We start from the raw sequence: 22,878 nt of genomic DNA, 5'->3' as shown, positions 1-22,878 counted from the left end.
CCCCACCCGAAAGTTCCGCAGGCCGAAAGCCTGAGAGCGCGCTCGTGATCACGGTCGCGGTGGGGTGCGGCGCCGCGGCACGGCCCGCACCCCACCTGTTCGCCGTCAGTCGCCGATGTTGTAATCGATCTGCTCGTTGCCGGCCATCGCCCCTGCCCACAGCCGTACGTCGGAGATCCTGGCAGGCAGGTAGTGCTTCCACGCGCCTGCGCTGAAGCCCTTGCCCACAGCGAATTCGCCGGTTCCCACCTCGGCGGTGTACGCCATCGCGTCGCCCATCTGGTTGCGGCCGAGATAGAGGCTGATCGTCCCGTCCAGGGGGTCGCAGACACCGGTCAGCCGTACGGGGCTGTCGAATTCGGCAACCTGGTCGGAGACGACCGAGGAGAAGGTGCCGTCGGCGTTCAGGCGGCCGAAGTGCCACTTGCCGGACGGCACGAGGCGCTCCTCCAACGTCTCCTCGTCCAGCACCGTGTCCTTGCCGGTCAACTCGTACCAGAAGCCCCAGGCCGAACCGTCCGCGGTCCGCTGGCCCACCACCTGTCCGGTGTATCCCACGCTCTTGGACACGAGCTTGGCACCGTCGAGTTCCACCAGGGTGGAGACGGTGAAGGCACCCTGGTCGGACATGAGCGGCCCCGGGGTGGTGGCGGCGCCGTCCACCCCGTCCAGGGCGATCGTGCCGCCGTCCAGCGAGGCGCCACCGCTCAGGGTCAGGTTCCTGTCGTACCCGGAGCTGTCGGGGACGGCGGTCGCGCTGCCCTTCTCCGGCGACCACTCGGCGACCAGCTCGGTGCCGGCGAAGCCGTCCGAGATCAGCAGCCGCGCCTCGTCCGCCACTTCCTCGGCCGTCAGAGCCCGCTGCCATACGGCTACTTCGTCGATGCTGCCGGGGAAGTGGTACTGGTAGGTGTCGGCCCACTTGTACCGGCCGATCTGGAGAGCGCCGGGCGCCTGCCAGGCGCCCGGGGCTGTCCTGGTGCCCTGCAGAACACCGTTGACGTACAGTGCCAGTTCCTGAGTGACGGGGTCGTAGGTGCCCGCCAGGTGCGTCCACGCACCGACGACCGGCGGGTTCTTCGCCTTGACTCCGTAGTAGGCCTTCCCCGTGGCCTCGTCCTTCTCCTTCACACCGAAGTACCAGGTACCCACGTCCTGCGAGTAGCTGAGGATGAACGGCGTGTAATGGGCGCCGTCCTGGGAGACGACGATCCCCACGCTCGACGTGCGGTCGAGCCGGGCCCAGGCCGAGACCGTGTAGGCGGACCGGGTCTCCAGCGCGGGACCGCCGGTCGCCGCGTACCCGGTGGTGCCATTCAGAGACAGCCCCTTGTCCGTGACCGGGGTCTCCAGCGGAGCACCTGACGCGTCATGGGTGAGCAGTCCGCGGCGCCCGCGGTCGTCCCGCACCGCTCCTCCGGCCAGGGTGGCGTCGTCGGCGCCGTCCGCCGTGGCGGCGTCCTTGGCAGCTCCGTCCGCCTCGTCGAAGTGCCACCTGCCGACCGGCCCCTCGCCCGCCGCGACGAGGAAGTCCACCAGATTCTGCGCGCCCCAACGGCCGACCGTGTCCTTCGCCCGGACGTACAGCCTGAACGTTCCCGACTTCGACGGCGTGATCACCTCCTTGGCCGTCGCACCGGCGCGCTCCGGCGACCACGCGGCATCCTGCGAGAGCCGGTACTGGTACGCCGTATTGGTGTCACCCGTCGCGGCGGAGAAGGTGAACGTGTCCTTCACTCCGGGGCCGCCGCCGGGCGCGCACGCGTTGGTGGTGCACTCGGTGTAGGTGGTACCGAAGGTGATCTTCGGGGCCTTCGGAGCGGTCGGGTCGACCTTGAAGTAGCACCAACCGGTCGTCGAGGCGTTCGACGGCCCCGGCAACTGGCTCTTCCCCCCGTTGTAGTACGAACGCGTCCACGACCGGTACCGGTACAAGGTGCCCTCCGCGAGAGCCGGCGCCGACGCCGAGAGCTTCACGTTGTCACCGACGTAACCGGTGGTCGGGCGCTCCATCTCGGTGAACGCGTTCGACCACGTCCCGTCGGCCGCCTTCCTGTCCACGTCCATCGCGACCCGCAGCTGCGCTTCCTTCTCGCCGCCGGACGCCGTCTGCGGAGTGGACGTCAGCGTCGGCGTGGGGTCGGACACGATCGCCGGATCGGACTCCTTCGTCTCGCAGACCGTTCCCGAACCGGTCACCAGCCCGATCCCGGTCGGCTTGGCCGGCAGCCCGACGAAGTCCACCGCGAGCACCGCGTCGTTCTTGAACCGCTTCCACGCCCCGGTGTCGCCCTCGTCATGCGCCTTGACCATCAACGTCAGCCGGGAGAACTTCCCCGCGGCGAAATCACGCACCGTCGGCGTCAGATTCTCGTTCGTCTCATCCGCACTGTCATTGAACTCGATGGGTGCGTCCGGCGAATCCGGATCACACAGCGAACCCCGCCCGGCGGACACGTTCCGGTCCACCATCAGGTCCAGGTCCTTCGGCCGCGACGACCAAGTGGTGGACGAGGAGATGTTGTTCGTGCGGACCAGGTCCACCCATCGCGGGTCGCACTGGAACGCCCACGGCTCCGTCACCCGGAACGTCGCATCCAGCACCTGCTTACCCTTCAGGCTCGCCGGCGAGAACTCGAAGTACAGCCGCTGCACATACCCCGGCCCGCAGTAATACCCGTTCCACGTACCGCACTTGCCGGCGCCCTTGCCCTGGTCGTCGTCCCCGTTGCCCCACCCGTAGGACTCGTACCCGTCCGAACGCAGCAGCGTCCGCTCCGACTCCCCCCACGTCACCGTCGGGTCGATGAACAGCGGAAACGCCTTCGCCTCGGTCTTCGCCAGCATGTCGGCATCCGGTACGACGGCCAGGGCGTCCTGCGCGAGCTCCACATCGATGCGGGAGACGTTGTCCCCCTGGCCGGGTTCGACACCCGTCCCCGACGGCGCCGCCTCCGCGGCGTCCCCCGCCACGGCCGGACCCTCGGCCGCGGACCGCACGACACCACCCTTGAGAGATGCGGACGGGCTGGTGGCCGCGCCCGCCGAGTCCCACATCCGGGCCGGCGGCGCACGGAAGACGGTCTGCCCGTTCCCGTCCACAGCGGTGAGGTTCCCGGCGGCGCCCCTGCGGACCTCCAGCCCCTTCGCCCTCAGCCCGAACGACAGTTTCTTCAACTCCGGGGCCGCGGCCGCCTCCGGCGTCTTGACCACCAGCACCTGCTGGAAACTCTCCACCGTCGCCGTGACCACCAGATCCACATCCGGCAGCACGTCGCTGTAGACCGCGCTCGGGCCGTCGATCCGAGGTGCCGGAAGTTTCACCGGCCAGTCCAGCTCAAGCGAACGGCCCCGGTCCGAGATCTCGACCAGCGGCTCACCGCCCCCACCGGAGAACGACATCTCCACCACGGCCGCCTTCGGCCCCACCGAACCATCCGCGCGACGCTCCAGCGTCGCGTCCGGGTCCTGCCACCCGCCCCCCGGTTTCACTACCCGCACCGGAACAACCGACTGCTCCAGCGTGAAGGTGAACCCGTCCGGGTTGGCGAACATCGTGGTCCGCTCGGAGCGCTCGCCCAGCACCTCGACCCGGGTGCCCGACTCCATCGCACGGGCCAGCGCCAGCTGCCCCTCCGTCCGCTCCCCCGTGCCCGTGTCCGCTTCGGCGGCACTCGCACCAGGTAATGGCGACACCACCACCGACAACAGAACCGAAGCAACCACCGCCACGTATCGGCTGCGCCGTCTTCGAGCACGCCAGAACGCCAACCCCATGCCCCACCCCAGAGTCACAAGTTGCTCACAAGTCGCTCACAAGTAACCAAGATCTAAACGCCACTTCCATGTACCCGTCAAGGGTTTTCAGTGGCCGCCCAATCACTTCTCACAGAGAGGCCCTGGCGAGGACCACGGAGTCGGAAGAACGTGCCGACCAGGATTCGTTCGCCGGTTTCAAGGCCCAGCTGACGAAGGCCGCGGCCACCACGCAGGGCTCCGGCTGGGGCGTCCTGGCGTACGAGCCGGTCAGCGACAAGCTGATCGTCGAGCAGGTCTACGACCACCAGGGCAACGTCGGCCAGGGCTCCGTCCCGGTCCTGGTCTTCGACGCCTGGGAGCACGCCTTCTACCTCCAGTACAAGAACCAGAAGGTCGACTTCATCGACGCGATGTGGGCCGTCGTCAACTGGCAGGACGTGGCGAAGCGTTACGCGGCCGCCAAGGAGCGCGCCGACGTGCTGCTGCTCGCCCCCTGACCGAAGGCGCCCGAACGTCCTGCCTCGTGATCGTCTTCTCAACCTTCACCGGGCAGGCGGATGAAGGGAGGGCCCCCGCCTGGACGTGACAGGCGAGGGCCCTTCTGCCACGTCCGAAAACTCAACAGCCGGCGACGCGCCCCAGCAGCGTGCTCAACACCTGCCCGGCATGGGTCCAGAGCACCGCCCCGCCGGCCTCCGGCACCAGATGCCGGACCGCCCCCGGAATGCGCGAGGCCAGCCGGACCCCCTGATCGGGCGAGTGACCGGTGTCCCTCTCCCCGTACCAGAGATCGACGGGTACGGAGATGTCCGACAGCCCGATCCCCCAGCGCCCCATGGCCAGGACGGTGTCCCGGGCATAGCCGGCCGCCCCCTGCGCGAAGGCCTCGTCGAGAGCATGCCGGTACGCGGCGGCGAACGCGGGCTGCCGGTACACATCGAGGTCGCACTCCGGGCTGCCGGACATGACCATGTCCCACATCCCCTGGGCGGTGAACCCGGCGAAGACCCGCTCGGCAGCGGCCGGATCGGACACGGTCAGGCCCACCAGGCCCCGCAGCTCCTCCGGAAGCACGTCCGTGAAGCCCGGCTCCGCGACCTCGTCCGCACCGGAGACCACCGCGAGCGCCCGGACCGCCCCGGCGGCGGCGCACGCCAGCGCGAAGGGCGCCCCCTGCGAATTGCCGACCATCAGGGGCCGCCCCAGGCCGCGCTGACCGGCGAACGCCCGGATGTCGTCGACGAAGTCACCGAACGTACGCCCCGGCGCGGGCGAGGAGACCCCCAGACCGGGGCGGTCGACGGAGATCAGCCGCACCCCGAGCCCCTCCAGCACACCGGCACCGAACCCGAGATGCCTGCTGGTGGCCGCCCCGGGCGACAGCAGCACCGGCACCCCGTCCTCCGGCCCCCACTCGGTCCAGCCCAGCGACCGCCCTCCCGGCAGCTGTTCCGTACCGACACGAACCGGGTCACTCACACGCAAACTCATGCACCCGATCATGCCCGGGCCCGCCGCACCCGTCGAACAGATTTCCCGTCGGCGCCACCTTCCGCCCTGTCACGCCAGGGGGCAGGTCAGCCGGGCAGCGGGCCGCCGAGGTTCGGCATGGGGACGACCTTGCCGGGGTCCGGCGCCTTCGCCCGCACCGGCTTCCCGTGGTCCGCCAGATTCATCGTCGCCTTGACGCCCGCCGCCCCCATGGGCCAGTCGAGCCGGGTACGCACGATGCGCCCCTTCCGGTCGATCCAGGCATCCGCGTACACGGTGATCCCACCGACCTGCTCCCGCGCAGAGTCGATCTTGGCCCGCATGCTCTTCGCCATCCGCAGCGTGACCGTCTCATCGGTGAGCACACCGCGGTAGTGGACCGTGGGCGTGCCGTTCACCGTCTCCTGACCGACCTTCGAGATCCGGCGCATCTGCGCCACCTGGCGCAAGACGTGCTCGGGGTCGTTCATCGGTGCCCGCAGCGCGTAGTGAGCCTCGGCCTCGTCCCGGCGAATCGATCCCCAGGATCCTTCCATCTCGGCGAATCCACCCACGTAGACGGTGCCACCGGCGAAGATCTCGTCCATGCGGGGCGACGTCTTCCCAGGAACCGCCGGATTGCGGAGAGCGACCGCGAGACGCCCTCTGGCACCCGCCCAGTCGAAGTCGCCCTTGATCGAGACGACGTAGTCGGTGGTGCCGTCCCCTATCTCGATCCGCTCATCGATCCGGGCGCTGCTCTTCTTCGTCTCGGCCACCGCGGCCCGTACCGCCGCCCCGTGGTCCGCCGCAGAGCGGGACGCGGAGGCCTTCCCGGACTTCTCCGCCCCTCGCGCCGATCCCGATCCCCCGGAACATCCAGCGCACAACAGCGCCACGGCGACGACAAGCGGGACGAGGGGGCGCTGCATGGTGTCTCCACAGGGTGGTGGCCGGGTGCCGAGGCAGGCCCGACGCGTCGAACGCGCGATCGTATCAACGCGGTCCCGGGGCCTACCCGGTGACCAGCACCATCATCAGCCCGTCGTACCCCTTGCTCCCGACGGTCTGCAGCGCGGTCGCGGTCAACGTCGGCTCGCCTGCTACGAGTTCGGTGAACCGGCGGACGCCCTGCACCTTGGGGTCGTCGCTCTCGCCGTCCACCACCTCTCCGTCGCGTACGACGTTGTCGGCGACGATCAGGCTGCCGGGCCGGGTCAGCTTCAGGGACCAGGCCAGGTAGTCGGGGTTGCTCGGCTTGTCGGCGTCGATGAACACGACGTCGAACGGCCCGTACCCCTCCGCCGCCAGCTCCGGCAGCGTGTCGAGGGCGGGGCCCACCCGGATCTCGACGACGTCCGCGAGCCCGGCCCGCTCGATGTTGGCCCGCGCGACCTCCGCGTACGCCGGATCGGCCTCCAGCGTCACGACCTTGCCGCCCTCCGGCAGCGCGCGGGCCAGCCAGATGGTGCTGTAGCCACCCAGCGTGCCGATCTCCAGCACGGTGCGCGCCCCCTGGAGCCGGGCCAGCAGATTCAGCAGCTTGCCCTGGTTGGCGGCGACCTGGATCGCCGGGAGCCCGGCCCCGTCACTGGCCTCCACGGCCGCGTCCAGGGCTTCGTCCGGGCCCACCAGCAGGCCGTTGAAGTAGTCGTCGACCTCGGTCCATTGCGCCAGCGTCACGGCGTGATCCTTTCGATCCGATGTGCGTTCCCAAAGAAAACTTACCCCACTTGGAACGGATGCGATGATGAGCGCCATGAACACCACGAGCCCGGTCCCGGCCGACCCCACCGCCCTGCACCCGATGCCCGGCCAGCCCCGCGTCGTCCTGCTGAAGCCCCTGGTGAAGTCCGAACTGATCGAGGTCGGGGACTTCTCGTACTACGACGACCCGGACGACGCGACCGCGTTCGAGACCCGCAACGTGCTGTACCACTACGGCCCGGAGAAGCTCGTCATAGGAAAGTTCTGCGCGCTGGGGACCGGGGTCCGGTTCATCATGAACGGCGCCAACCACCGGATGGACGGCCCGTCCACGTTCCCGTTCCCGTCCATGGGCGGCTCCTGGGCCGAGCACTTCGACCTGCTGACCGGGCTGCCGGGCCGGGGCGACACGGTCGTGGGCAACGACGTCTGGTTCGGCTACAACTCCATGGTGATGCCGGGCGTACGGATCGGGCACGGCGCGATCATCGGCGCCGGCTCCGTCGTCACCTCCGACGTACCCGATTACGGCATCGTCGGCGGCAACCCGGCCCGCCTCATCCGCACCCGCTACGACGAGGAGACCGTCGCCCGGCTCCTCGCCGTCGCCTGGTGGGACTGGCCCACCGAGCATCTCACCCGCCACATCCGCACCATCATGTCCGGCAGCGTCGACGCCCTCGAAGCGGCCGCCCCGGAGGGGACACCATGACGATCACCGTCCGCGAACTGGCCTACTACCCGGTCAAGGGCTGCGCCGGGACCACGGTCGAGTCCGTGCAGGTCTTCGGCACCGGCCTCGAACACGACCGGACGTTCATGGTGGTGGACGCCGCCGACGGCGCCTTCCGCAGCCAGCGCACGCACCCCGCGATGGCCGCGATCAGGGTGGAAGTCCTTGACGGCGGAGCGGCGTTGACCCTGACCGCCGAGGGCGTGGAGCCGTTGCGCCTGGATGTCGACGGGGACGGCGCACGCCGCGACGTCAGCATGTTCAACCGCCCCCTCGGCGCGGCCGTCGACCAGGGTGACGCCGTCGCGGAGTGGTTCTCCGACGCACTCGGCGTGAAGTCCCGCCTGGTACGGGTGGCTCCCGGCTTCGACCGGGACGGCTGGGGCGACACCCCGGGCAAGGTCAACTTCGCCGACGCGCACGCGGTGCTGGTCGCCTCGACGGCGTCCCTGGACGACCTCAACGCCCGCATCACCGCCCGGGGCGACGCGAAGCCCGTCCCCATGAACCGCTTCCGCCCCAACATCGTCCTGACCGGCGACGACGAGCCCCACTTCGAGGACCGGGTCCGCCGGATGCTCCTCGGCACGGTGGAACTCGCCCACTCGGTACGGGCGATGAGGTGCGCCGTCCCCATGGTCGACCAGGCCACCGGCCACCGCGCGGGCCCGGAGCCGATCCGTACCCTGTCGACCTACCGGCGCGAACCGGAGTACGGCAACAGGGTCAGCTTCGGCGCGAAGAACGCGGTGGTCTGCGAGGGCACGGTGAGCGTCGGGGACGTGGTCGAGGTCGCGGAGTGGCTCAACGCGTGAAGGCGATGGCCAGGCTGCCGGGCATGGACATCGTGATCCCGCTCTTCGACCGCTTCGAACCGCTCGACGCGATCGCCCCGTACGAGATCCTCGCGTACGTGCCCGGCGCCACCGTCCGCTTCGTGACCGCCGAACCCGGCCCGGTCCAGGACGTGTTGGGCTCCATGCCGGTGCACGGTCCCGACGAGGCCCCGGGGTGAGACACCGCTCTTGTTCCCTTGTGGGTTACAGCGGATTCAGCCTCCTCGCGGCGAGGCGAGCGGGCCACGCGCCCCAGCAGACTGAGGGCGAAGACAACCAAACGGCGATTTTTGGTTTGTCTCTGTGGCCAATCGGCATATCAGGCCGTTTGGGAGGCCTCTCCGAGCAGCAGTATTCCCCTCGCAAGGTTCGAGGTAAGGGGACAGGAAAATGGCTGACTGGAAGAACGTCTCCGGTGGTCTCACTTCGATCTCGGTCGGGTCCAGGACTCATGTCTGGGGCGTGAACTCCCTGGGCCAGATGTACCGCTACACCGGCCACGACTCCAACCCGTGGGTAGGCATCCCCGGCAAGGCCGTCGACATCGGCGCAGCAGCCGACGGCACCGTATGGCACGTCAACTCAGCAGGCGGCATCTACCGCTACACCGGAGACCAGGGCTCCACCGACTGGGTCTCCGTCCCAGGCGGCCTGACCCGCATCTCCGTCGGATCCAGAACCCACGTCTGGGGCGTGAACTCCCTCGGCCAGATCTACCGCTACACCGGCCACGACTCCAACCCCTGGATCGGCATCCCCGGCAAGGCCGTCGACATCGGCGCAGCAGCCGACGGCACCGTATGGCACGTCAACTCAGCAGGCGGCATCTACCGCTACACCGGAGACCAGGGCTCCACCGACTGGGTCTCCGTCCCAGGCGGCCTGACCCGCATCTCCGTCGGATCCAGAACCCACGTCTGGGGCGTGAACTCCCTCGGCCAGATCTACCGCTACACCGGCCACGACTCCAACCCCTGGATCGGCATCCCCGGTAACGCCGTCGACATCGGCGCAGCAGCCGACGGCACCGTATGGCACGTCAACTCAGCAGGCGGCATCTACCGCTACACCGGAGACCAACCGAGCTGATCCCGGACGCCGACGAAGGTGGGCCCACGCGTGGTGCGCGTGGGCCCACTCCCGTTGGTGGCGGACGCTGTCGGGAAAACGTGTGTGCGTACGGGATCCCCGCCATGCAGGATGGCGTCGGAAAGCGAGGTCTCGTGGACGAGTTGAGGCGATTCCGTCAGGCGGCGGTCGAATGGGCGGCCGGCGGAGCGGGGGCGGACGCGGCAGCCGCAAAGGCGCGGGAACTGGCCGGTGGCGTGCGTACGGTCGTGCTCGTCGAGGGAAGCAGCGACCAGGTGGCGATCGAGGCCCTGGCCACGCGCCACGGCCGCGACCTCGGCGCGGAGGGCGTCGCCGTCGTACCGCTAGGCGGCGCGATGAGCATCGGGCGCTTCCTGAACGTGTGCGGCCCGCCGGGGCTCGGCCTCCCGCTGGCGGGGCTCTGCGACATCGGCGAGGAGCGGCACTTCCGGCACCACCTGGAACGGGTCGGACTCGGCTCCGGCCTCACCCGCGCCGGGCTGGAGGCCCTGGGCTTCCAGGTGTGCGTGGCCGACCTGGAGGACGAACTGATCCGTGCCCTCGGCGCCGACGACGTACAGCAGGTGATCGAGGCCCAGGGCGAGATGCGCCCCTTCCTCACCTTCCAGGGCCAGCCCGCACAGCGGGAACGCCCCGTGGAACACCAGCTGCGCCGGTTCATGGGCACGCACAGCGGCCGCAAGGCGCTGTACGCGCGGGCGCTGATCGCACACCTGGACCTCAAATACGTACCCCGACCGCTGGAGCGCCTCCTCACGAACGTCTAGTGCGGCCCGCCCCCGGGTGCGTCAGCCCCCGAAGGCCCCGCCCTTCACCCCGTCGACGAACGCGGCCCACTCCTCGGGGGCGTAGAACTGGAGCCCACCGTCGCGGCACTTGCTGTCCCGGACGGCGCGGCCGCCGTCGGCGGTGCGGGCCACCTCGACGCGGTCCTGCTGCCCTCCCCGCGAGGCGCTGGACTTCTTGAAATCGGTGACGATCTGCTGGTTCCTCATTACTGCTCTTTCTCGCTCTCAGGGATGCTTGCGATGTGCTCACGCAGGAAGATGAGCGATTGCGCGGGCGTGAGCGCTGCGGATCCGAGGGCTTCGAAGATCTGCGCATGGGTGGCCATCTCTTCGAAGTCCTCGATGATGACGGTGCTCGTCGCGCTGTCGAAGGCGACTGCCTCCGGGGCGGGTTCGGGACCGAAGTTGAACATGACGAAGTGCGATGCCATGTGCGCGGCCTCCCACTCCGTGGCAGGGAGCACCTGAACGCTGATGTTCTGCCGTTGCGCCACGTTCAGGATGTGCAGGAGATGGTCGCGATGCGCTTTCACGGAAGGCATCGGGGCCGTGAGTGCGGGCTCCCAAATGACCGCCACGAACCGGGCGCCGTGCTCCTCGATCACCTTCCTGCGCGTCTGAAGAATGGCCACCATTTCGTCAACCGCCTCGGGCGTATGAACCTTCAGGCCGGCACCGAGCAGCGCCCTCAGGTAGTCGTCCGTCTGTAGAAGTCCTGGCAGGAACAGCGGCTGCCAAGTACGGATATACGTCGCGTCGGATTCGAGCGTGATGAAGTCCGCGTACTCCGGCTTGGCGGCCCATTCATAGTTGAGCCACCATCCACGCTTGTTGGAAGCCCGAGCCAACTGCTCCAACTACTGGTACACGGAGGCGTCTTCCACCCCGTACAGCTCAGGAAGCATCCGCCATGGTCCCCATCCCGGTCTTCCGTCGCATAAGGCTGATCCCAGGGCGAGTTCGCCGCCCTCCCCGCCCCCTTCGCCGCACGGCACCGACGCCGTGGCCGCAGCCTAAGGCCTGTCCGGCCGGTCGTGTCAGTCGTCGGACCTAGCATGGCGGCCATGGCAGTCACGGGGTTCAGGTCACAGACGAGGGTGGGGGCGGCGGAACGGATGCTGCGCGGGGTTCTCGACGCCGCTCGGGGTGCGGATGCGGCGGGCCCGGCGGAGGAGGGCGCCGCTCTGCGGGCGGTGGAGCGGGGGCGGCCCGCGCGCATGGTGGCGGCGAAGGTCGCTGCGGCCGGTGGGGTCGACGGTCAAGCGGCGGGGCTGTTGCGGGAGTTGGCCGGGAGTCGGCTCGGCGCCGACATGGAGCGGTGGCGCGGCCTGCACGACGCGCTTCCCGGGCACCGGGGCGACCTGCCCGCGCTGCTCGCCGAGCAGCCGGCGCCCCTGGGGCCCGGCGACACGCTCCGTGCGCCCGCGCCCCGCAGCGTCCACGCCACACTCGGGCTGCTCCTGGAGCACGCCGAGCCGTGCGACGCCGCCGCCGCGCTGGCCGCCCTGCCCGAGCGGCTGACGACGGACCTGCTCGCCGGTGGGGCACCGCCCGCGTCCGCCCTCGTCGCCGCCGTGCTGGACCACGGCGACCGCCGTTCCCGTGCCGCGCTGGCCCGCCATCCCCGGCTCGACGCCCGGGTGCTCGCCCGGCTGGCCGCGCTGGGCGACGCCCGGGTCTCGGCCGCCGTCTACCGCAACCCGCGCACCACCGCCTCCCTGCGCCGCGCCATCGCGCACCGGACCGGCACCGTTCCCCTCGACGAGGCGCTGCTCTCCGAGCTGACGGCACCGCAGGGCGATGTGCCGCACTCCTGGCTGGCGCCGCTGCTCGGCTCCGGCGACCCGCGGCTCGTGGGCCTCGCGCTGCGGGTCGGGTTCCGTCAGGTCGCGCAGCAGTACGCGCTGTTGCGGGTCTGGGAGCGGAGCGGCCCGGAAGCCGTACGCGCGCTGCTCGACGACCCCACCGCGAGCCCCTGGCTGAACCGGGCCGTCGTGATCACGGTGACCGGGGCCCTGTCCGACACCGGCGGCGACGCCCCGCGCCGGCTGCGCGCGCAGTGCGAGCCGTACGAGGACCCCGCCCGGCTGCCCGCACTGCTGGCCACCGCGCGGGGCACCAGCACCCTGCGCGATCTGCTGGCCGAGCCGTACGCGCACGATCTCGACGCCCTGGCCACCACCCATGCCGCGACCCCGTTCATGCCCAAGGCCTGTGAGGAACTGGCCCGTCACGAGGCGGCGGACGACACGCAGCGTCTGGCGTTCCGGCTGAGCGTCCTCAACGAACCGTGGCGGGCCGGCGGCCGTCGCGCGGGCAACAGCACCCCACCCGCGCGGCGCCTGGCGAAGGAGGCGCTCGACGACAGCGCGACCCGCTGGGCGGAGGGCATGGTGGGGGCGGGGCTCCTCGACCCCGTCGAGCTGGTCCGCACCGCGCGGCCCGCCGTGCACGCCGTGGCCGCGCTCGTCCGGCTCGCCGAACGGAACCAGCTCGGTGAGGCGTCCACCGCCGAACTCCGCGCTCTGACCGGGGCCCACCTGGGCGAACGGCCGCACGCCTGGGCGGCGCTCGACACCCTGTTGCCCGAACATCCGGGCACCGTCGCGGAGTTGATCGCCGAGGCGGGCACGGCCCCCGTCGGGGAGGCCGGTGAACCCGACCCGCCGGCCGCCGTGCCGCCTCCCCGGCCGTCCCTGAACCGGGTCGAGCGGGTCCACGCCCTGGCCGCCCTCGACCTGCTGTACGCCCTCGCCCCCGCCGACGCGCCACGGCCCGCCTCCCCCGACGTCCTGAGCGCGCTGACCGTGCACGACTGGAGCGACGCGCCCGGCCTGGCCACCCCGGACTGGTTCGCCGACGCCTGCGCCGCCGAGGGCATCCCGGCGTCCGAGGACGGCTTCGCGTACGCCGCGCCCAGCCTCGCCGAGATACGCGCGAACCTCCCGGCGACGCAGGGATCCGGTGCGCAGCTCACCGAACATGCCTACGGCCAGGGCTTGTTGCCCGCTGACGAACTGATCGCCCTGTTGCCCGCACGCAGGCTGCTCCTGCTGCCCCACGACTGGCGGCGGCTGGCATTCGCGGAGGCGTGGCGGTCCGCGCTCGCCCGGCGGCTGCGCTCCGAGCTCGGCACCGACGCCGATGCATGGCTCCGCCTGGCCGCGACGGTGACGGCGTCCGAAGCCGCCTCGGAGGGGCTGACCTGGGCGGAGCTGCTGCACCGCGCACCGTCCGGTGGAGCCGCCCCGGCGGCCGGCGGCGGGTCGCCCTCGTCGGTGCCCGTGCCGGGCACGCCCGACGAGGCGATCAAGCTCCTGGAACGTGGCAACCATCTGTGGGCCTGGCCGGAGGGCACCCTGCTCTGTCTGGCCGACGCCGAGGTCGTCGACGCCGTGCTGCCCCGGCTCGGCCCCGACGGGCCCTGGCTCCTGGCCGCGTACCTGCTGCGGTACGACCGTACGCCGCGCCGGGTCCTCGACCGGCTGCTCGCCGGACGCGACCGCGACGCGCTGCGCGTCCTCGCCGAGCAGTCCCGCTGGATGAAGAGGAGCGGATCGGTGGAGCGGATCGTCGACCTCGACGACCCGGACGTGGACCTCACCCTGCTGCGGCACTGGAACCCCCGGCCCGCCGTCCACCGGATCGTGACCCGCTCACGGCCCGTCGACGGGAAGACATCACTGGGCGGCCGGGTGCTGGCCGACTGGCGCGCCCGCGGTTCCGCCCGCCCGGCCGGGGGCCTGACGTGGCTCTGCTCCGCCGAACCCGACCTCGTCGAGCAACTGCTCGTCAAGGAAGGCGCTCAGCTCGACCTCGCCCATCAACTCCTCGGCTGTCTGCGGCTGTTCGAGCACGGCGGCGCCGACCGGCTGGCCCGTGTCGCGGGCGCGGACCTGCTGGGGCGGGCCGCCACCACCGTGTGCGCGAAGGCCCTGGCCGCCGCCGACCCCGCCACCGTGCTCCGCACCCGGCTCGACCGCGAACTCGCGCCGGGAAAGCTCGTCGCGAAGCTGCGGCGCGCCCGGCACGCCGCGCACACGCGCGAGATCCTCGGGTCGCTCCCGCCGGGCGAGGCGGTGGACTGGGCGGCGCTCGAAGCCGCCCACGCCGAGGACCCGCTCCCGTACTGGTCCGACGTGGTTCGTCTCGACGGCGTGCCCGAGGAGGTCCGGCTGCGGCACGCGGCGCTGCTGCCCGAGCCGGGTCCCGACGGCCTGTCCGGGAGCGCGCGGCTGACCCGGGAACGGGCGCGGCACGGGCTGGGCACCCTGTTCCACTGCGCGCCGGCCACCCAGCTGGACGGCCTGCTCTCGGCGGGCCTGCTGACCGGCGCGGACCTGCTGCGGCAGGCGGCCCCGGCCGCGCGGATCCTCGCCTACCTGAGCGGGGCCGCCCGCCGCACGGACGCCCCGCCCGGGGCCGCCGAGGCCCGGACCGGCCTCGCGGAGCTCGTACGCTCCCGGCTCGGCACGGACGAGGCGGCCTGGACCCGCGTCGCCGAGCGGCTGACCGGGCACGACCCCGAGTGGGAGCCCATGTCGCCGGTGACCGCGCTGCTGGACGTGGCCGGGCCCGGATGACCCATCTCTGCTGCCGGCGGACCGGGAGAAGGGGCTGGAATATCCCCGGCGACTCCCCACACCCGCGTGCACTTGCGGCAGCCATCCATGACCTCGGCCGCCTCGGCGTCCCCTTCAGCAACGACGACCTGCTCCCCTACGCCAAGCTCGCCGCCTCCGTCGCCCACCTCGATCTGGAACACCTCGGCGACATCGACCAGGCGGAGCAGCAGGCCGAGCGGGCGGCCATCGTGATCCTGCCGCTCGAACCGGTCCTGGCACTGCTGCTCCGGCTCGCCCAGGAGGGCGAGCTGCGCCGCAGCGCCCAGGGCACCGAGCGGGGGGAGTGAAGCCGACGAGCATCACCCCTCAGCCGTCCCCCTGGGCCTCCACCAGCACGCCGCCCGCCTCCGTGCGGAAGTACAGGACCGAGCGTCCGGTCCGGCGGCGGTCTGCCAGGCCCGCGTCGAGGAGGACCTTGAGGTGGCGGCCGACCGAGCCCAGGGCCTGGCCCGTCAGGGCCACCAGTTGGGTGGTGCTCTTCGGGTCGGTGAGGAGGACGAGGACCATGGCCCGCGCGGGGCCGAGGAGTCGGGACAGGCTGTCCGGCACCCGGGCCCGGTCCGCGTCGGCCAGGGCGCCGGAACACGGGTAGACGACCGCGTACCGCTCGGCGTCGTCGTCCCAGGAGACCCAGCCCGAATGCTGGGTGACCGGGACGAACAGCAGCCGCACGCCGGCCAGTTGTTTCGTCGGGTAGTCGTGCGCGTTGATCTGGAGCCGGCTCCCGCCCAGCCACCGCATCCCTGGGCGCAGACCGCCCAGGGCGGCCGCCCAGCCGCCCTGGCTCAGCTGCCCGGTTCGCGCGACGATGTCCGCCTCGATGATCCGGCGGCGGCGCGGCCAGTCCGGCAGGACGGCGTGCAGCCAGATCCATTGCAGGACGTCGGCGGCCCGCTGGGCCAGGTCGTCACGGTCCAGGAGCGCCGGGAGGGGGGCGCCGCCGAGCGATACCGACAGGTCCGCACGGGCGCGCTCGGGCGTGGTCGACCGGATGGGGGCCAGCTCCTCCTCGAAGGACGGGGCGCCCTCCCCCGTCGGCGTGGGCGTGATGAAGTCCGCGTTCCAGCTGCCGCCGAGCGCCGCCGGCACGAGACGAGCGGCGACCGGGTCGGCGGCCTGCCGGGCACGGTAGGCGGGCAGATGGACGTCGAGCCAGGCCCGTTCGCCGGGGTGCCCGGCGCGGGCCCGCTCCAGGGAGTTCAGGGCGGAGACGGTCTCGGCCAGCGGTGAGACGACGAACCGGCTCCCCGCGAGGGTGTCCGCGTTGATCTGCCACAGGCCCAAGACGTCATGCCTCCACGTTTCGCCTCCGCGCGAAACAGTAACGGTCGCCCCGGACGGCCGCTGAGACTCCCCGCATGCGCACCTACCGGGAACTCTTCCGTACGCCGCAGTTCGGACCGCTCTTCGCGACCAGTGCCGTGCAGGTCGCCGCGTCGACGACGAGCGGGCTGGCCCTCGGTACCCTCGTCTACGCCGCGACCGGCTCGCCGCTGCTCGCGGCCCTGTCCATGTTCAGCTCCTCTCTCGCCCAGATGATCGGGGCGACGGTGCTGATGTCGGCGGCGGACCGGCTGCCGCCGCGGGCCGCGATGACCGGCATGGCGCTCGCCTTCGGACTGGCCACCGCCGTCCTCGCCGTCCCCGGGCTGCCGCTGCCGGTGGTCTTCGCGATCACCTTGGCCGAGGGCGTGGTCGCGGCCGTGGGCGGCGGTGTGCGGTACGGGCTGCTCAACGAGGTGCTGCCCAAGAACGGTTATCTGCTGGGGCGTTCCGTACTGAACATGTGTGCCGGCCTGATGCAGATCGGCGGGTTCGCGCTCGGCGGGCTTCTGGTGACGACGCTGTCCGCGCGCGGCACGCTGCTGGTCGCCACCGCCCTGTATCTCACGGGCGCGGCCGTCGCCCGGTTCGGGCTGGTGCGCCGGCCGCCTCGCGCCACGGGACGGCCGTCGGTCGCCGAGACCTGGCGGATCAACGCCGTTCTGTGGTCCTCGGGCCCGCGCCGCCGGGTCTATCTCGCGCTCTGGGTGCCGAACGGGCTGATCGTCGGCTGCGAGTCGCTGTTCGTGCCCTACGCCCCCGAGCACGCCGGGCTCCTCTTCGCCTTCGCCGCGCTGGGGATGCTCATCGGGGACATTGTGGCGGGCCGGTTCGTCGCGCGGCACTGGCGGGGACGGCTGGCCACGCCGTTGCAACTGCTCCTGGCCGCCCCGTATCTGCTCTTCGCCGCGCGCCCGGCGCTCCCCCTGGCGTTCGCCCTGACCGTGCTCGCCTCGGTCGGGTTCTCGGCGAGCCTGCTGTTCCAGGAGCGGCTGATGGCCCTGACCCCGGACGAGATCACCGGTCAGGCGCTCGGCCTGCACTCCTCCGGCATGCTCACCCTGCAGGGCGTCGCGGCGGCGCTGGCCGGCACCATCGCCCAGCTGACCTCCCCGGCGTCGGCGATGACCGTGATGGCGGCGGCCTCTCTCGCGGTCAGCCTGGCTCTCGTCGCGGCCGGGCGCAGGGCTGCGGGAGCCGTGGATAGCGTTGCGCCTCATGGGGCTTCGGAAGCGATGGACGTCACGGGTGCTGCTGATCGACGAGCTTGAGCGGCTGCTGCTGTTGTGCGGCGGGGACCCGAGGCGGGACGGTGCTTGGTGGTGGTTCACCGTCGGCGGTGGGGCCGAGGACGGCAAGGACTATGTTCAAGCCGCGATACGGGAGGTTCGGGAGGAGATCGCGCTGAGCCTGCCGGCCGCCCGGCTGGGGCCGGTGGTGTGGACGCGGCAGACGCTGTTCAGCGTGGACGGTCAGGGCTTCGACCAGTACGAGGAGTACCGAACGGCCCGCGTCACCGCCGCCGACGTGGCGGCGATGCGGATGGAGACCGACGAGGCCCGGTACGGCCATCGCCGGTGGACGGTGGACGAGCTGTCGGGCTCCCGGGAGACGGTCTGGCCGAAGGGGCTGGGCGGACTCCTGCCGCCCCTGCTGGGGTCCCCGTCCCCGGGGCGGCCCCCGCTGCACCCGGGCGACTTCAACGAGGACGCGGACTAGTACTCCAGCGGTGCCAGGACAAGAACCAGGGCGACCGGAGCGGTGCGGGACCGTACGGCGGACGGCCCCGCACCCGGTGGGTCAGTCGAAGACCGGGCCCTGCGTCCGGGTCCGCTTGATCTCGTAGAAGCCGGGGATCGACGCCACCAGCAGCGTGCCGTCCCACAGCTTCGCCGCCTCCTCGCCCTTCGGGGCGGGGGTGACGACCGGGCCGAAGAAGGCGATCTGCTCGCCGTCCGCGCCCGGGACGGCGATGACCGGGGTGCCGACGTCCTGGCCGACCTTGTCGATGCCCTCCTTGTGGGAGGCGCGCAGCTCGGTGTCGTACGCGTCCGAGTCCATGAAGTCCGCGAGCTCGGCCGGCAGGCCGACGTCCTGGAGCGCGCCCACGACCGCCTCGCGGGTGGGGCCCTCGCCCTGGTTGTGGAAGCGGGTGCCGAGCGCGGTGTACAGCGGGCCGACGATCTCGTCGCCGTGCTTCTGCTGGGCGGCGACGACGACGCGGACCGGGCCCCAGCCCTTCTCCAGCAGCTCCCGGTACTCCTCCGGCAGCTCGTCGACCCGGTCCTCGTTGAGGACGGACAGGCTCATCACGTGCCAGCGGACCTCGACGTCGCGGACCTTCTCCACCTCCAGCATCCAGCGGGAGGTCATCCAGGCCCAGGGGCAGAGCGGGTCGAACCAGAAATCGGCGGGGGTCTTTCCGGTCGTCGCCGTGCTGTTGTCAGACATGTCTCTCCTCATGAGGGCGTTCGCACCTGTGGCGCAGAACGTCCGCGGACGCGCCTGTCATTCCCGCCTGCCGGGCCGAGTGACGACATGGGAGGATCAAAGTATTCGAACGTGACACAAAGGAGTGTGCCCGTGCCCGGTGAGAACCTGTCCCGCGACGAGGCCCGCGAGCGGGCCGAGCTGCTCAGCGTCGACGGCTACGAGGTCGATCTCGATCTGCGTTCCGCCGTAGGCGGGCCCGACGGGGACGGGGACACCGCCTCCGGTCCGCGGACCTTCCGCTCGGTGACCACGATCCGGTTCCGCAACGCGCGGGCGGGGGCGTCGACCTTCGCGGATCTCGTGGCGCCCGCCGTGAACGCGGTGACGCTGAACGGGCGGTCGCTCGACCCCGCCACCGTCTTCGACGGCACCCGGGTGGCGCTGGAGGACCTGCCGGAGGGTGCCAACACCCTCGTGGTCGACGCGCAGTGCGCGTACAGCCGGACCGGCGAGGGCATGCACCGGTTCGTCGACCCGGAGGACGGCGAGGTCTACCTCTACACGCAGTACGAGCCGGCCGACTCGCGGCGCGTCTTCACCAACTTCGAGCAGCCCGACCTGAAGGCCCCCTTCCGCTTCCAGGTGACGGCGCCCGAGGGCTGGACGGTCTGGAGCAATGGGGCGGAGGAGTCGCGGGACGGCGAGGTCCGGCGGTTCGCCGCGACGAAGCCGATCTCCACGTACATCACGGCGATCGTCGCCGGCCCGTACCACTACGTGACGGACTCCTACAGCCGTACCTTCGAGGACGGCACGACGCTGGAGATCCCGCTCGGCGCGATGTGCCGCAAGGGACTCGCCCGGCACTTCGACGCGGACGACGTCTTCCTGATCACCAAGCAGGGCCTGGACTTCTTCCACGACAACTTCGACTACCCGTACCCGTTCGGGAAGTACGACCAGGCGTTCGTGCCGGAGTACAACCTCGGCGCGATGGAGAACCCGGGCTGTGTGACGTTCCGCGAGGAGTACATCTTCCGCGGCAAGGTGACGCAGGCGGCGTACGAGGGCCGGGCCAACGTCATCCTGCACGAGATGGCGCACATGTGGTTCGGCGACCTCGTCACCATGCAGTGGTGGGACGACCTGTGGCTGAAGGAGTCGTTCGCCGACTTCATGGGCGCGTTCTCCATGGTGGAGTCGACCCGGTTCAAGAACGGCTGGATCACCTTCGCCAACAACCGCAAGTCCTGGGCGTACCGCGCCGACCAGCTGCCGTCCACGCACCCGATCACGGCCGATATCCGTGACCTGGAGGACGCCAAGCTGAACTTCGACGGCATCACGTACGCCAAGGGCGCCTCGGTGCTGAAGCAGCTGGTGGCGTACGTGGGGCGGGACGCGTTCCTGGAGGGCGCCCGGCGCTACTTCAAGAAGCACGCCTACGGCAACACGCAGCTGGGCGATCTGCTGTCCGTGCTGGCCGAGACGTCCGGGCGCGACATGACCGCCTGGTCTCGGTCGTGGCTGCAGACCGCGGGCGTCAACTCGCTGACCCCGGTGGCGACATACGACGCCGGGGACCGGATCACGGAGCTGGCGGTCCTCCAGGAGGCGGCCGAGTCCCACCCGGAGCTGCGGCCGCACCGGGTCGCGGTCGGCCTGTACCGTCGCGCCGCCGACGGCGACCTGGTGCGGTACGCCCGTGCCGAGGTCGACGTGGCCGGGCCGCGCACGGTGGTCGGGGAGCTGGCGGGGGCCGAGCGGCCCGAGCTGATCCTGGTCAACGACGACGACCTCACGTACTGCAAGGTCCGCTTCGACGAGGCGTCGCTGGCCACGCTGCGGGCGCACCTCGGCGACATGACCGACCCCCTGGCACGGGCGCTGTGCTGGTCCGCGCTGTGGAACATGACCCGGGACGGGCTGATGCCGGCCCGCGACTTCGTCTCGCTGGTGCTGGCCTTCGCGGGCCGGGAGTCCGACATCGGCGTGCTCCAGATGCTGCACGCCTGGACCCGGACCGCGCTCACGCAGTACTCGGCGCCCGGGTGGCGCGAGGAGGGCGGCCGGGCGCTGGCCGAGGGCGCGCTGCGGGAGCTTCGGGTCGCCGAGCCGGGCAGCGAGCACCAGCTGGCGTGGGCGCGGTTCTTCGCGTCGGTCGCCGACTCGGAGGCGGACTTCCGGCTGCTGTCGGGGCTGCTGGACGGCTCGGCCCGGATCGACGGTCTCGATGTCGACCAGGAGCTGCGGTGGGCGTTCCTGTCCCCGCTCGCCTCGCACGGGGTGGCCGACGAGTCGGTCATCGATGCCGAACTGGCCCGCGACGACACGGCGTCCGGCAAGCGGCACCAGGTGCGGTGCCTGGCCTCGCGGCCCTCCGCCGCGGTCAAGGCGCAGGCGTGGGCGGGCGTCGTGGAGTCGGACGCGCTGTCCAACGCGCTGGTGGAGGCGACGATCTCGGGCTTCGCCCAGTCGTCGCAGCGGGAGCTGCTGGCGCCGTACACGGGCAAGTACTTCGACGCGATCGAGCGGGTCTGGGCCGAGCGGTCGATCCAGATCGGGGTGATCGTGGTCAAGGGCCTGTTCCCGGCGCTTCAGGACGACCCGTCGACGCTGGCCGCGACGGACGCCTGGCTGGCCGCCCACGAGGACGCTGCGCCGGCGCTGCGCAGGCTGGTGCTGGAGGCCCGGGACGATCTGGCGCGGGCGCTGCGGGCGCAGGCGTGCGACGCGGGGGCGGCACAGGCCGCGGCAGGGATCTGACGGACGCGGGGCGGGGCGGGGCCGGTGCGTCCGCCCCGCCCCGGCTCGTCCGGCTCCCGGAAGGGGCCGGGCCTTTTCGGCCGTCGAACGCGCGTACTTTAGTACGACGTTGTCCTGAATTGTCGACGAGCGTGTAACAGGGGTTAGCGCCGCTGCGGCTTGCGGGATACCCCGGAGCATGACCCAGAACACTCCGCTCTCCCCCTGTCACCCCCGCACCGCCGACGATGTCCGCCAACGCGTGCTTTCCGCAGCGCAGTTGAGGGAACGGGGGGTGTCCGCGTCGACGGCCGCCGCGCACTGCGGGGCCGACGGGCCGTGGCAGCAGCCGCTGCCCGGCGTGTACGTCCTGCACCCGGAGCCGCCCACCGGCGAGGAACGACTGGTCTCCGCGCTGCTGTACGCCGGCCGGCCACCAGCCTCCGGCCGCCGGGGCGTACCGGCCCAGCCGGAGCGGGAGAGCGGGCCGGAGTCCGGGTACGGCGAGGCCGTGCTCACCGGGTTCGCCGCACTCGCCCTGCACGGCTTCGCCGCCGTGCCGCCGCCCGCGTCGGCGGCGAGCATCGAGGTACTGGTGCCGCGCACCCGGCGGCTGCGCTCGGTCGGGTACGTGTGCCTGGTGCGCTCCTCCGCGACGCCCCGCGCCGAGCAGGTGGGCGGCCTGCCCGTGGCCCCGGTGGAGCGGGCGCTCGCGGACGCGATCGCGGGGCTCCAGGACCCCCTGGCGGTGCGCGGGCTGCTCATCGAGGCGGTGCGCGGCGGTCACTGCGAACCGGCCGTCGTGGTGCGCGAGTTGAGCCGCGCGAAGCTGCTGGGCCGGTCGCAGGTGGTGGCGGCCGTGGACTCGTTCCTCGCCGAGGGCCGGGCGGTGGCGGAGAGCCGGCTGTACGAGATGGTGCGGGCGCACGACCTGCCGGAGCCGCTGTGGAACGTGGAGCTGCGGCTGCCTGGCGGCCCCCGGCTCGGCGGTGTGGACGCCTACTGGCCCGAGCAGGCGGTCGCCGTGGAGCTGGACACCAGGGCGCCGCGGCGCGGCGGGCCCGGCGACGGACGGCGCGGGGAGGAGAACGGGGCCCAGTGGTCCGCGTACGCCGCCCGGCGGGAGCACCTGGAGCGGCTGGGCATCACCGTCGTCCACCTCACGCCGAAGAAGCTCCGCGACGCGAGCGAGCAGCAGGCGGTCGTGGTCCGTACGGCGCTGATGGCGGCGGCCGACCGCGAACCGGCCGCACAGGTGACGGTCCTGCCCCGTTGAGGACGGCGAAACGGGCCACAGGCGCCACTTATGACCCGCTTGGTCCTTGATGGCGCATCAGCACCAGTGGCGG

General features: G+C 71.5%; 19 protein-coding genes and 1 pseudogene. 12 read left to right on the top strand and 8 right to left on the bottom strand.

From position 1 onward, the window contains the following. Window positions 1-105: 105 nt before the first annotated feature. On the bottom strand, window positions 106-3,777 hold the full coding sequence (locus OHA19_RS26705; protein ID WP_405712664.1) for a LamG domain-containing protein: 3,672 nt from the start codon (window positions 3,775-3,777) through the stop codon (window positions 106-108). A gap of 164 nt (window positions 3,778-3,941) precedes the next feature. Here OHA19_RS26705 and OHA19_RS26700 point away from each other — a divergent pair. Continuing rightward, window positions 3,942-4,256: pseudogene (locus OHA19_RS26700) on the top strand (superoxide dismutase); the annotation flags it as partial. Between the two features lie 121 nt (window positions 4,257-4,377). Here OHA19_RS26700 and OHA19_RS26695 read toward each other — a convergent pair. The 3 genes from OHA19_RS26695 to OHA19_RS26685 form a co-directional block, all read right to left on the bottom strand. After that, the gene (locus OHA19_RS26695) at window positions 4,378-5,250 is read right to left on the bottom strand and encodes an alpha/beta fold hydrolase (protein WP_405712666.1); all 873 of its coding nucleotides are present in this window, start codon (window positions 5,248-5,250) and stop codon (window positions 4,378-4,380) included. An 86-nt stretch (window positions 5,251-5,336) separates the two neighbouring features. Next, a complete protein-coding gene (locus OHA19_RS26690; protein WP_405712668.1) occupies window positions 5,337-6,161 on the bottom strand; it encodes a hypothetical protein in 825 nt (274 codons plus the stop codon). 82 nt (window positions 6,162-6,243) lie between these two features. After that, window positions 6,244-6,912: an O-methyltransferase gene (locus tag OHA19_RS26685; protein ID WP_405712670.1), complete on the bottom strand. Its 669-nt coding sequence runs from the start codon at window positions 6,910-6,912 to the stop codon at window positions 6,244-6,246. Between the two features lie 76 nt (window positions 6,913-6,988). Here OHA19_RS26685 and OHA19_RS26680 point away from each other — a divergent pair, with 76 nt between their 5' ends. The 5 genes from OHA19_RS26680 (at window position 6,989) to OHA19_RS26660 (ending at window position 10,382) form a co-directional block, all read left to right on the top strand. Beyond that, on the top strand, window positions 6,989-7,648 hold the full coding sequence (locus OHA19_RS26680) for a CatB-related O-acetyltransferase (protein ID WP_405712672.1): 660 nt from the start codon (window positions 6,989-6,991) through the stop codon (window positions 7,646-7,648). After that, a complete protein-coding gene (locus OHA19_RS26675; RefSeq protein WP_405712673.1) occupies window positions 7,645-8,484 on the top strand; it encodes an MOSC domain-containing protein in 840 nt (279 codons plus the stop codon). The genes OHA19_RS26680 and OHA19_RS26675 overlap by 4 nt, the downstream gene beginning before the upstream one ends. Then, window positions 8,469-8,684, top strand: a complete 216-nt coding sequence (locus OHA19_RS26670) for a hypothetical protein (RefSeq protein ID WP_405712675.1) — start codon at window positions 8,469-8,471, stop codon at window positions 8,682-8,684. Before OHA19_RS26675 ends, OHA19_RS26670 begins: the two co-directional genes overlap by 16 nt. 211 nt (window positions 8,685-8,895) lie before the next feature. Then, window positions 8,896-9,594, top strand: coding sequence for a tectonin domain-containing protein (locus OHA19_RS26665; protein ID WP_405751922.1), 699 nt, complete (start codon window positions 8,896-8,898; stop codon window positions 9,592-9,594). Window positions 9,595-9,728: 134 nt separating this feature from the next. Next, window positions 9,729-10,382 (top strand): TOPRIM nucleotidyl transferase/hydrolase domain-containing protein, encoded by a 654-nt coding sequence (locus OHA19_RS26660; protein ID WP_405721456.1) that lies wholly within the window; start codon window positions 9,729-9,731, stop codon window positions 10,380-10,382. Window positions 10,383-10,403: 21 nt separating this feature from the next. On the opposite strand, the gene OHA19_RS26655 is transcribed toward OHA19_RS26660, so the two are convergent. Continuing rightward, window positions 10,404-10,610: a DUF397 domain-containing protein gene (locus tag OHA19_RS26655; RefSeq protein ID WP_405712678.1), complete on the bottom strand. Its 207-nt coding sequence runs from the start codon at window positions 10,608-10,610 to the stop codon at window positions 10,404-10,406. Beyond that, window positions 10,610-11,260: a DUF5753 domain-containing protein gene (locus tag OHA19_RS26650; protein ID WP_405712680.1), complete on the bottom strand. Its 651-nt coding sequence runs from the start codon at window positions 11,258-11,260 to the stop codon at window positions 10,610-10,612. The genes OHA19_RS26655 and OHA19_RS26650 overlap by 1 nt, the downstream gene beginning before the upstream one ends. Before the next feature lie 207 nt (window positions 11,261-11,467). Between OHA19_RS26650 and OHA19_RS26645 the strand changes: the two genes are divergently transcribed. Together OHA19_RS26645 and OHA19_RS26640 are read left to right on the top strand one after the other, a co-directional pair. Beyond that, window positions 11,468-14,986 (top strand): hypothetical protein, encoded by a 3,519-nt coding sequence (locus OHA19_RS26645; protein ID WP_405712682.1) that lies wholly within the window; start codon window positions 11,468-11,470, stop codon window positions 14,984-14,986. Further along, on the top strand, window positions 14,983-15,315 hold the full coding sequence (locus OHA19_RS26640) for a hypothetical protein (RefSeq protein WP_405712683.1): 333 nt from the start codon (window positions 14,983-14,985) through the stop codon (window positions 15,313-15,315). The genes OHA19_RS26645 and OHA19_RS26640 overlap by 4 nt, the downstream gene beginning before the upstream one ends. 19 nt (window positions 15,316-15,334) lie before the next feature. Here OHA19_RS26640 and OHA19_RS26635 read toward each other — a convergent pair whose 3' ends face one another. Beyond that, window positions 15,335-16,312, bottom strand: coding sequence for an ArsR/SmtB family transcription factor (locus tag OHA19_RS26635; RefSeq protein WP_405712685.1), 978 nt, complete (start codon window positions 16,310-16,312; stop codon window positions 15,335-15,337). Between the two features lie 74 nt (window positions 16,313-16,386). Here OHA19_RS26635 and OHA19_RS26630 point away from each other — a divergent pair, with 74 nt between their 5' ends. Both OHA19_RS26630 and OHA19_RS26625 read left to right on the top strand, forming a co-directional pair. After that, window positions 16,387-17,622 (top strand): MFS transporter, encoded by a 1,236-nt coding sequence (locus tag OHA19_RS26630; RefSeq protein ID WP_405712686.1) that lies wholly within the window; start codon window positions 16,387-16,389, stop codon window positions 17,620-17,622. Beyond that, window positions 17,600-18,070: an NUDIX hydrolase gene (locus OHA19_RS26625; protein WP_405712688.1), complete on the top strand. Its 471-nt coding sequence runs from the start codon at window positions 17,600-17,602 to the stop codon at window positions 18,068-18,070. The genes OHA19_RS26630 and OHA19_RS26625 overlap by 23 nt, the downstream gene beginning before the upstream one ends. Before the next feature lie 81 nt (window positions 18,071-18,151). On the opposite strand, the gene OHA19_RS26620 is transcribed toward OHA19_RS26625, so the two are convergent. Further along, complete coding sequence (locus OHA19_RS26620; RefSeq protein WP_405712690.1) at window positions 18,152-18,802, bottom strand: disulfide bond formation protein DsbA; 651 nt, start codon at window positions 18,800-18,802, stop codon at window positions 18,152-18,154. 132 nt (window positions 18,803-18,934) lie between these two features. Here OHA19_RS26620 and pepN point away from each other — a divergent pair, with 132 nt between their 5' ends. Beyond that, entirely contained in the window at window positions 18,935-21,550 is a 2,616-nt protein-coding gene (gene pepN / locus OHA19_RS26615; protein ID WP_405712692.1) for an aminopeptidase N, read from the top strand. A 178-nt stretch (window positions 21,551-21,728) separates the two neighbouring features. Continuing rightward, window positions 21,729-22,805: a hypothetical protein gene (locus OHA19_RS26610; protein ID WP_405712693.1), complete on the top strand. Its 1,077-nt coding sequence runs from the start codon at window positions 21,729-21,731 to the stop codon at window positions 22,803-22,805. Window positions 22,806-22,878 lie beyond the last annotated feature (73 nt).

It is taken from the genome of Streptomyces sp. NBC_00012, assembly GCF_045040875.1.
Lineage (GTDB): Bacteria > Actinomycetota > Actinomycetes > Streptomycetales > Streptomycetaceae > Streptomyces.
Note: the sequence above shows the minus strand (reverse complement) of the source record. Positions and strands in the feature narration are given on the sequence as shown.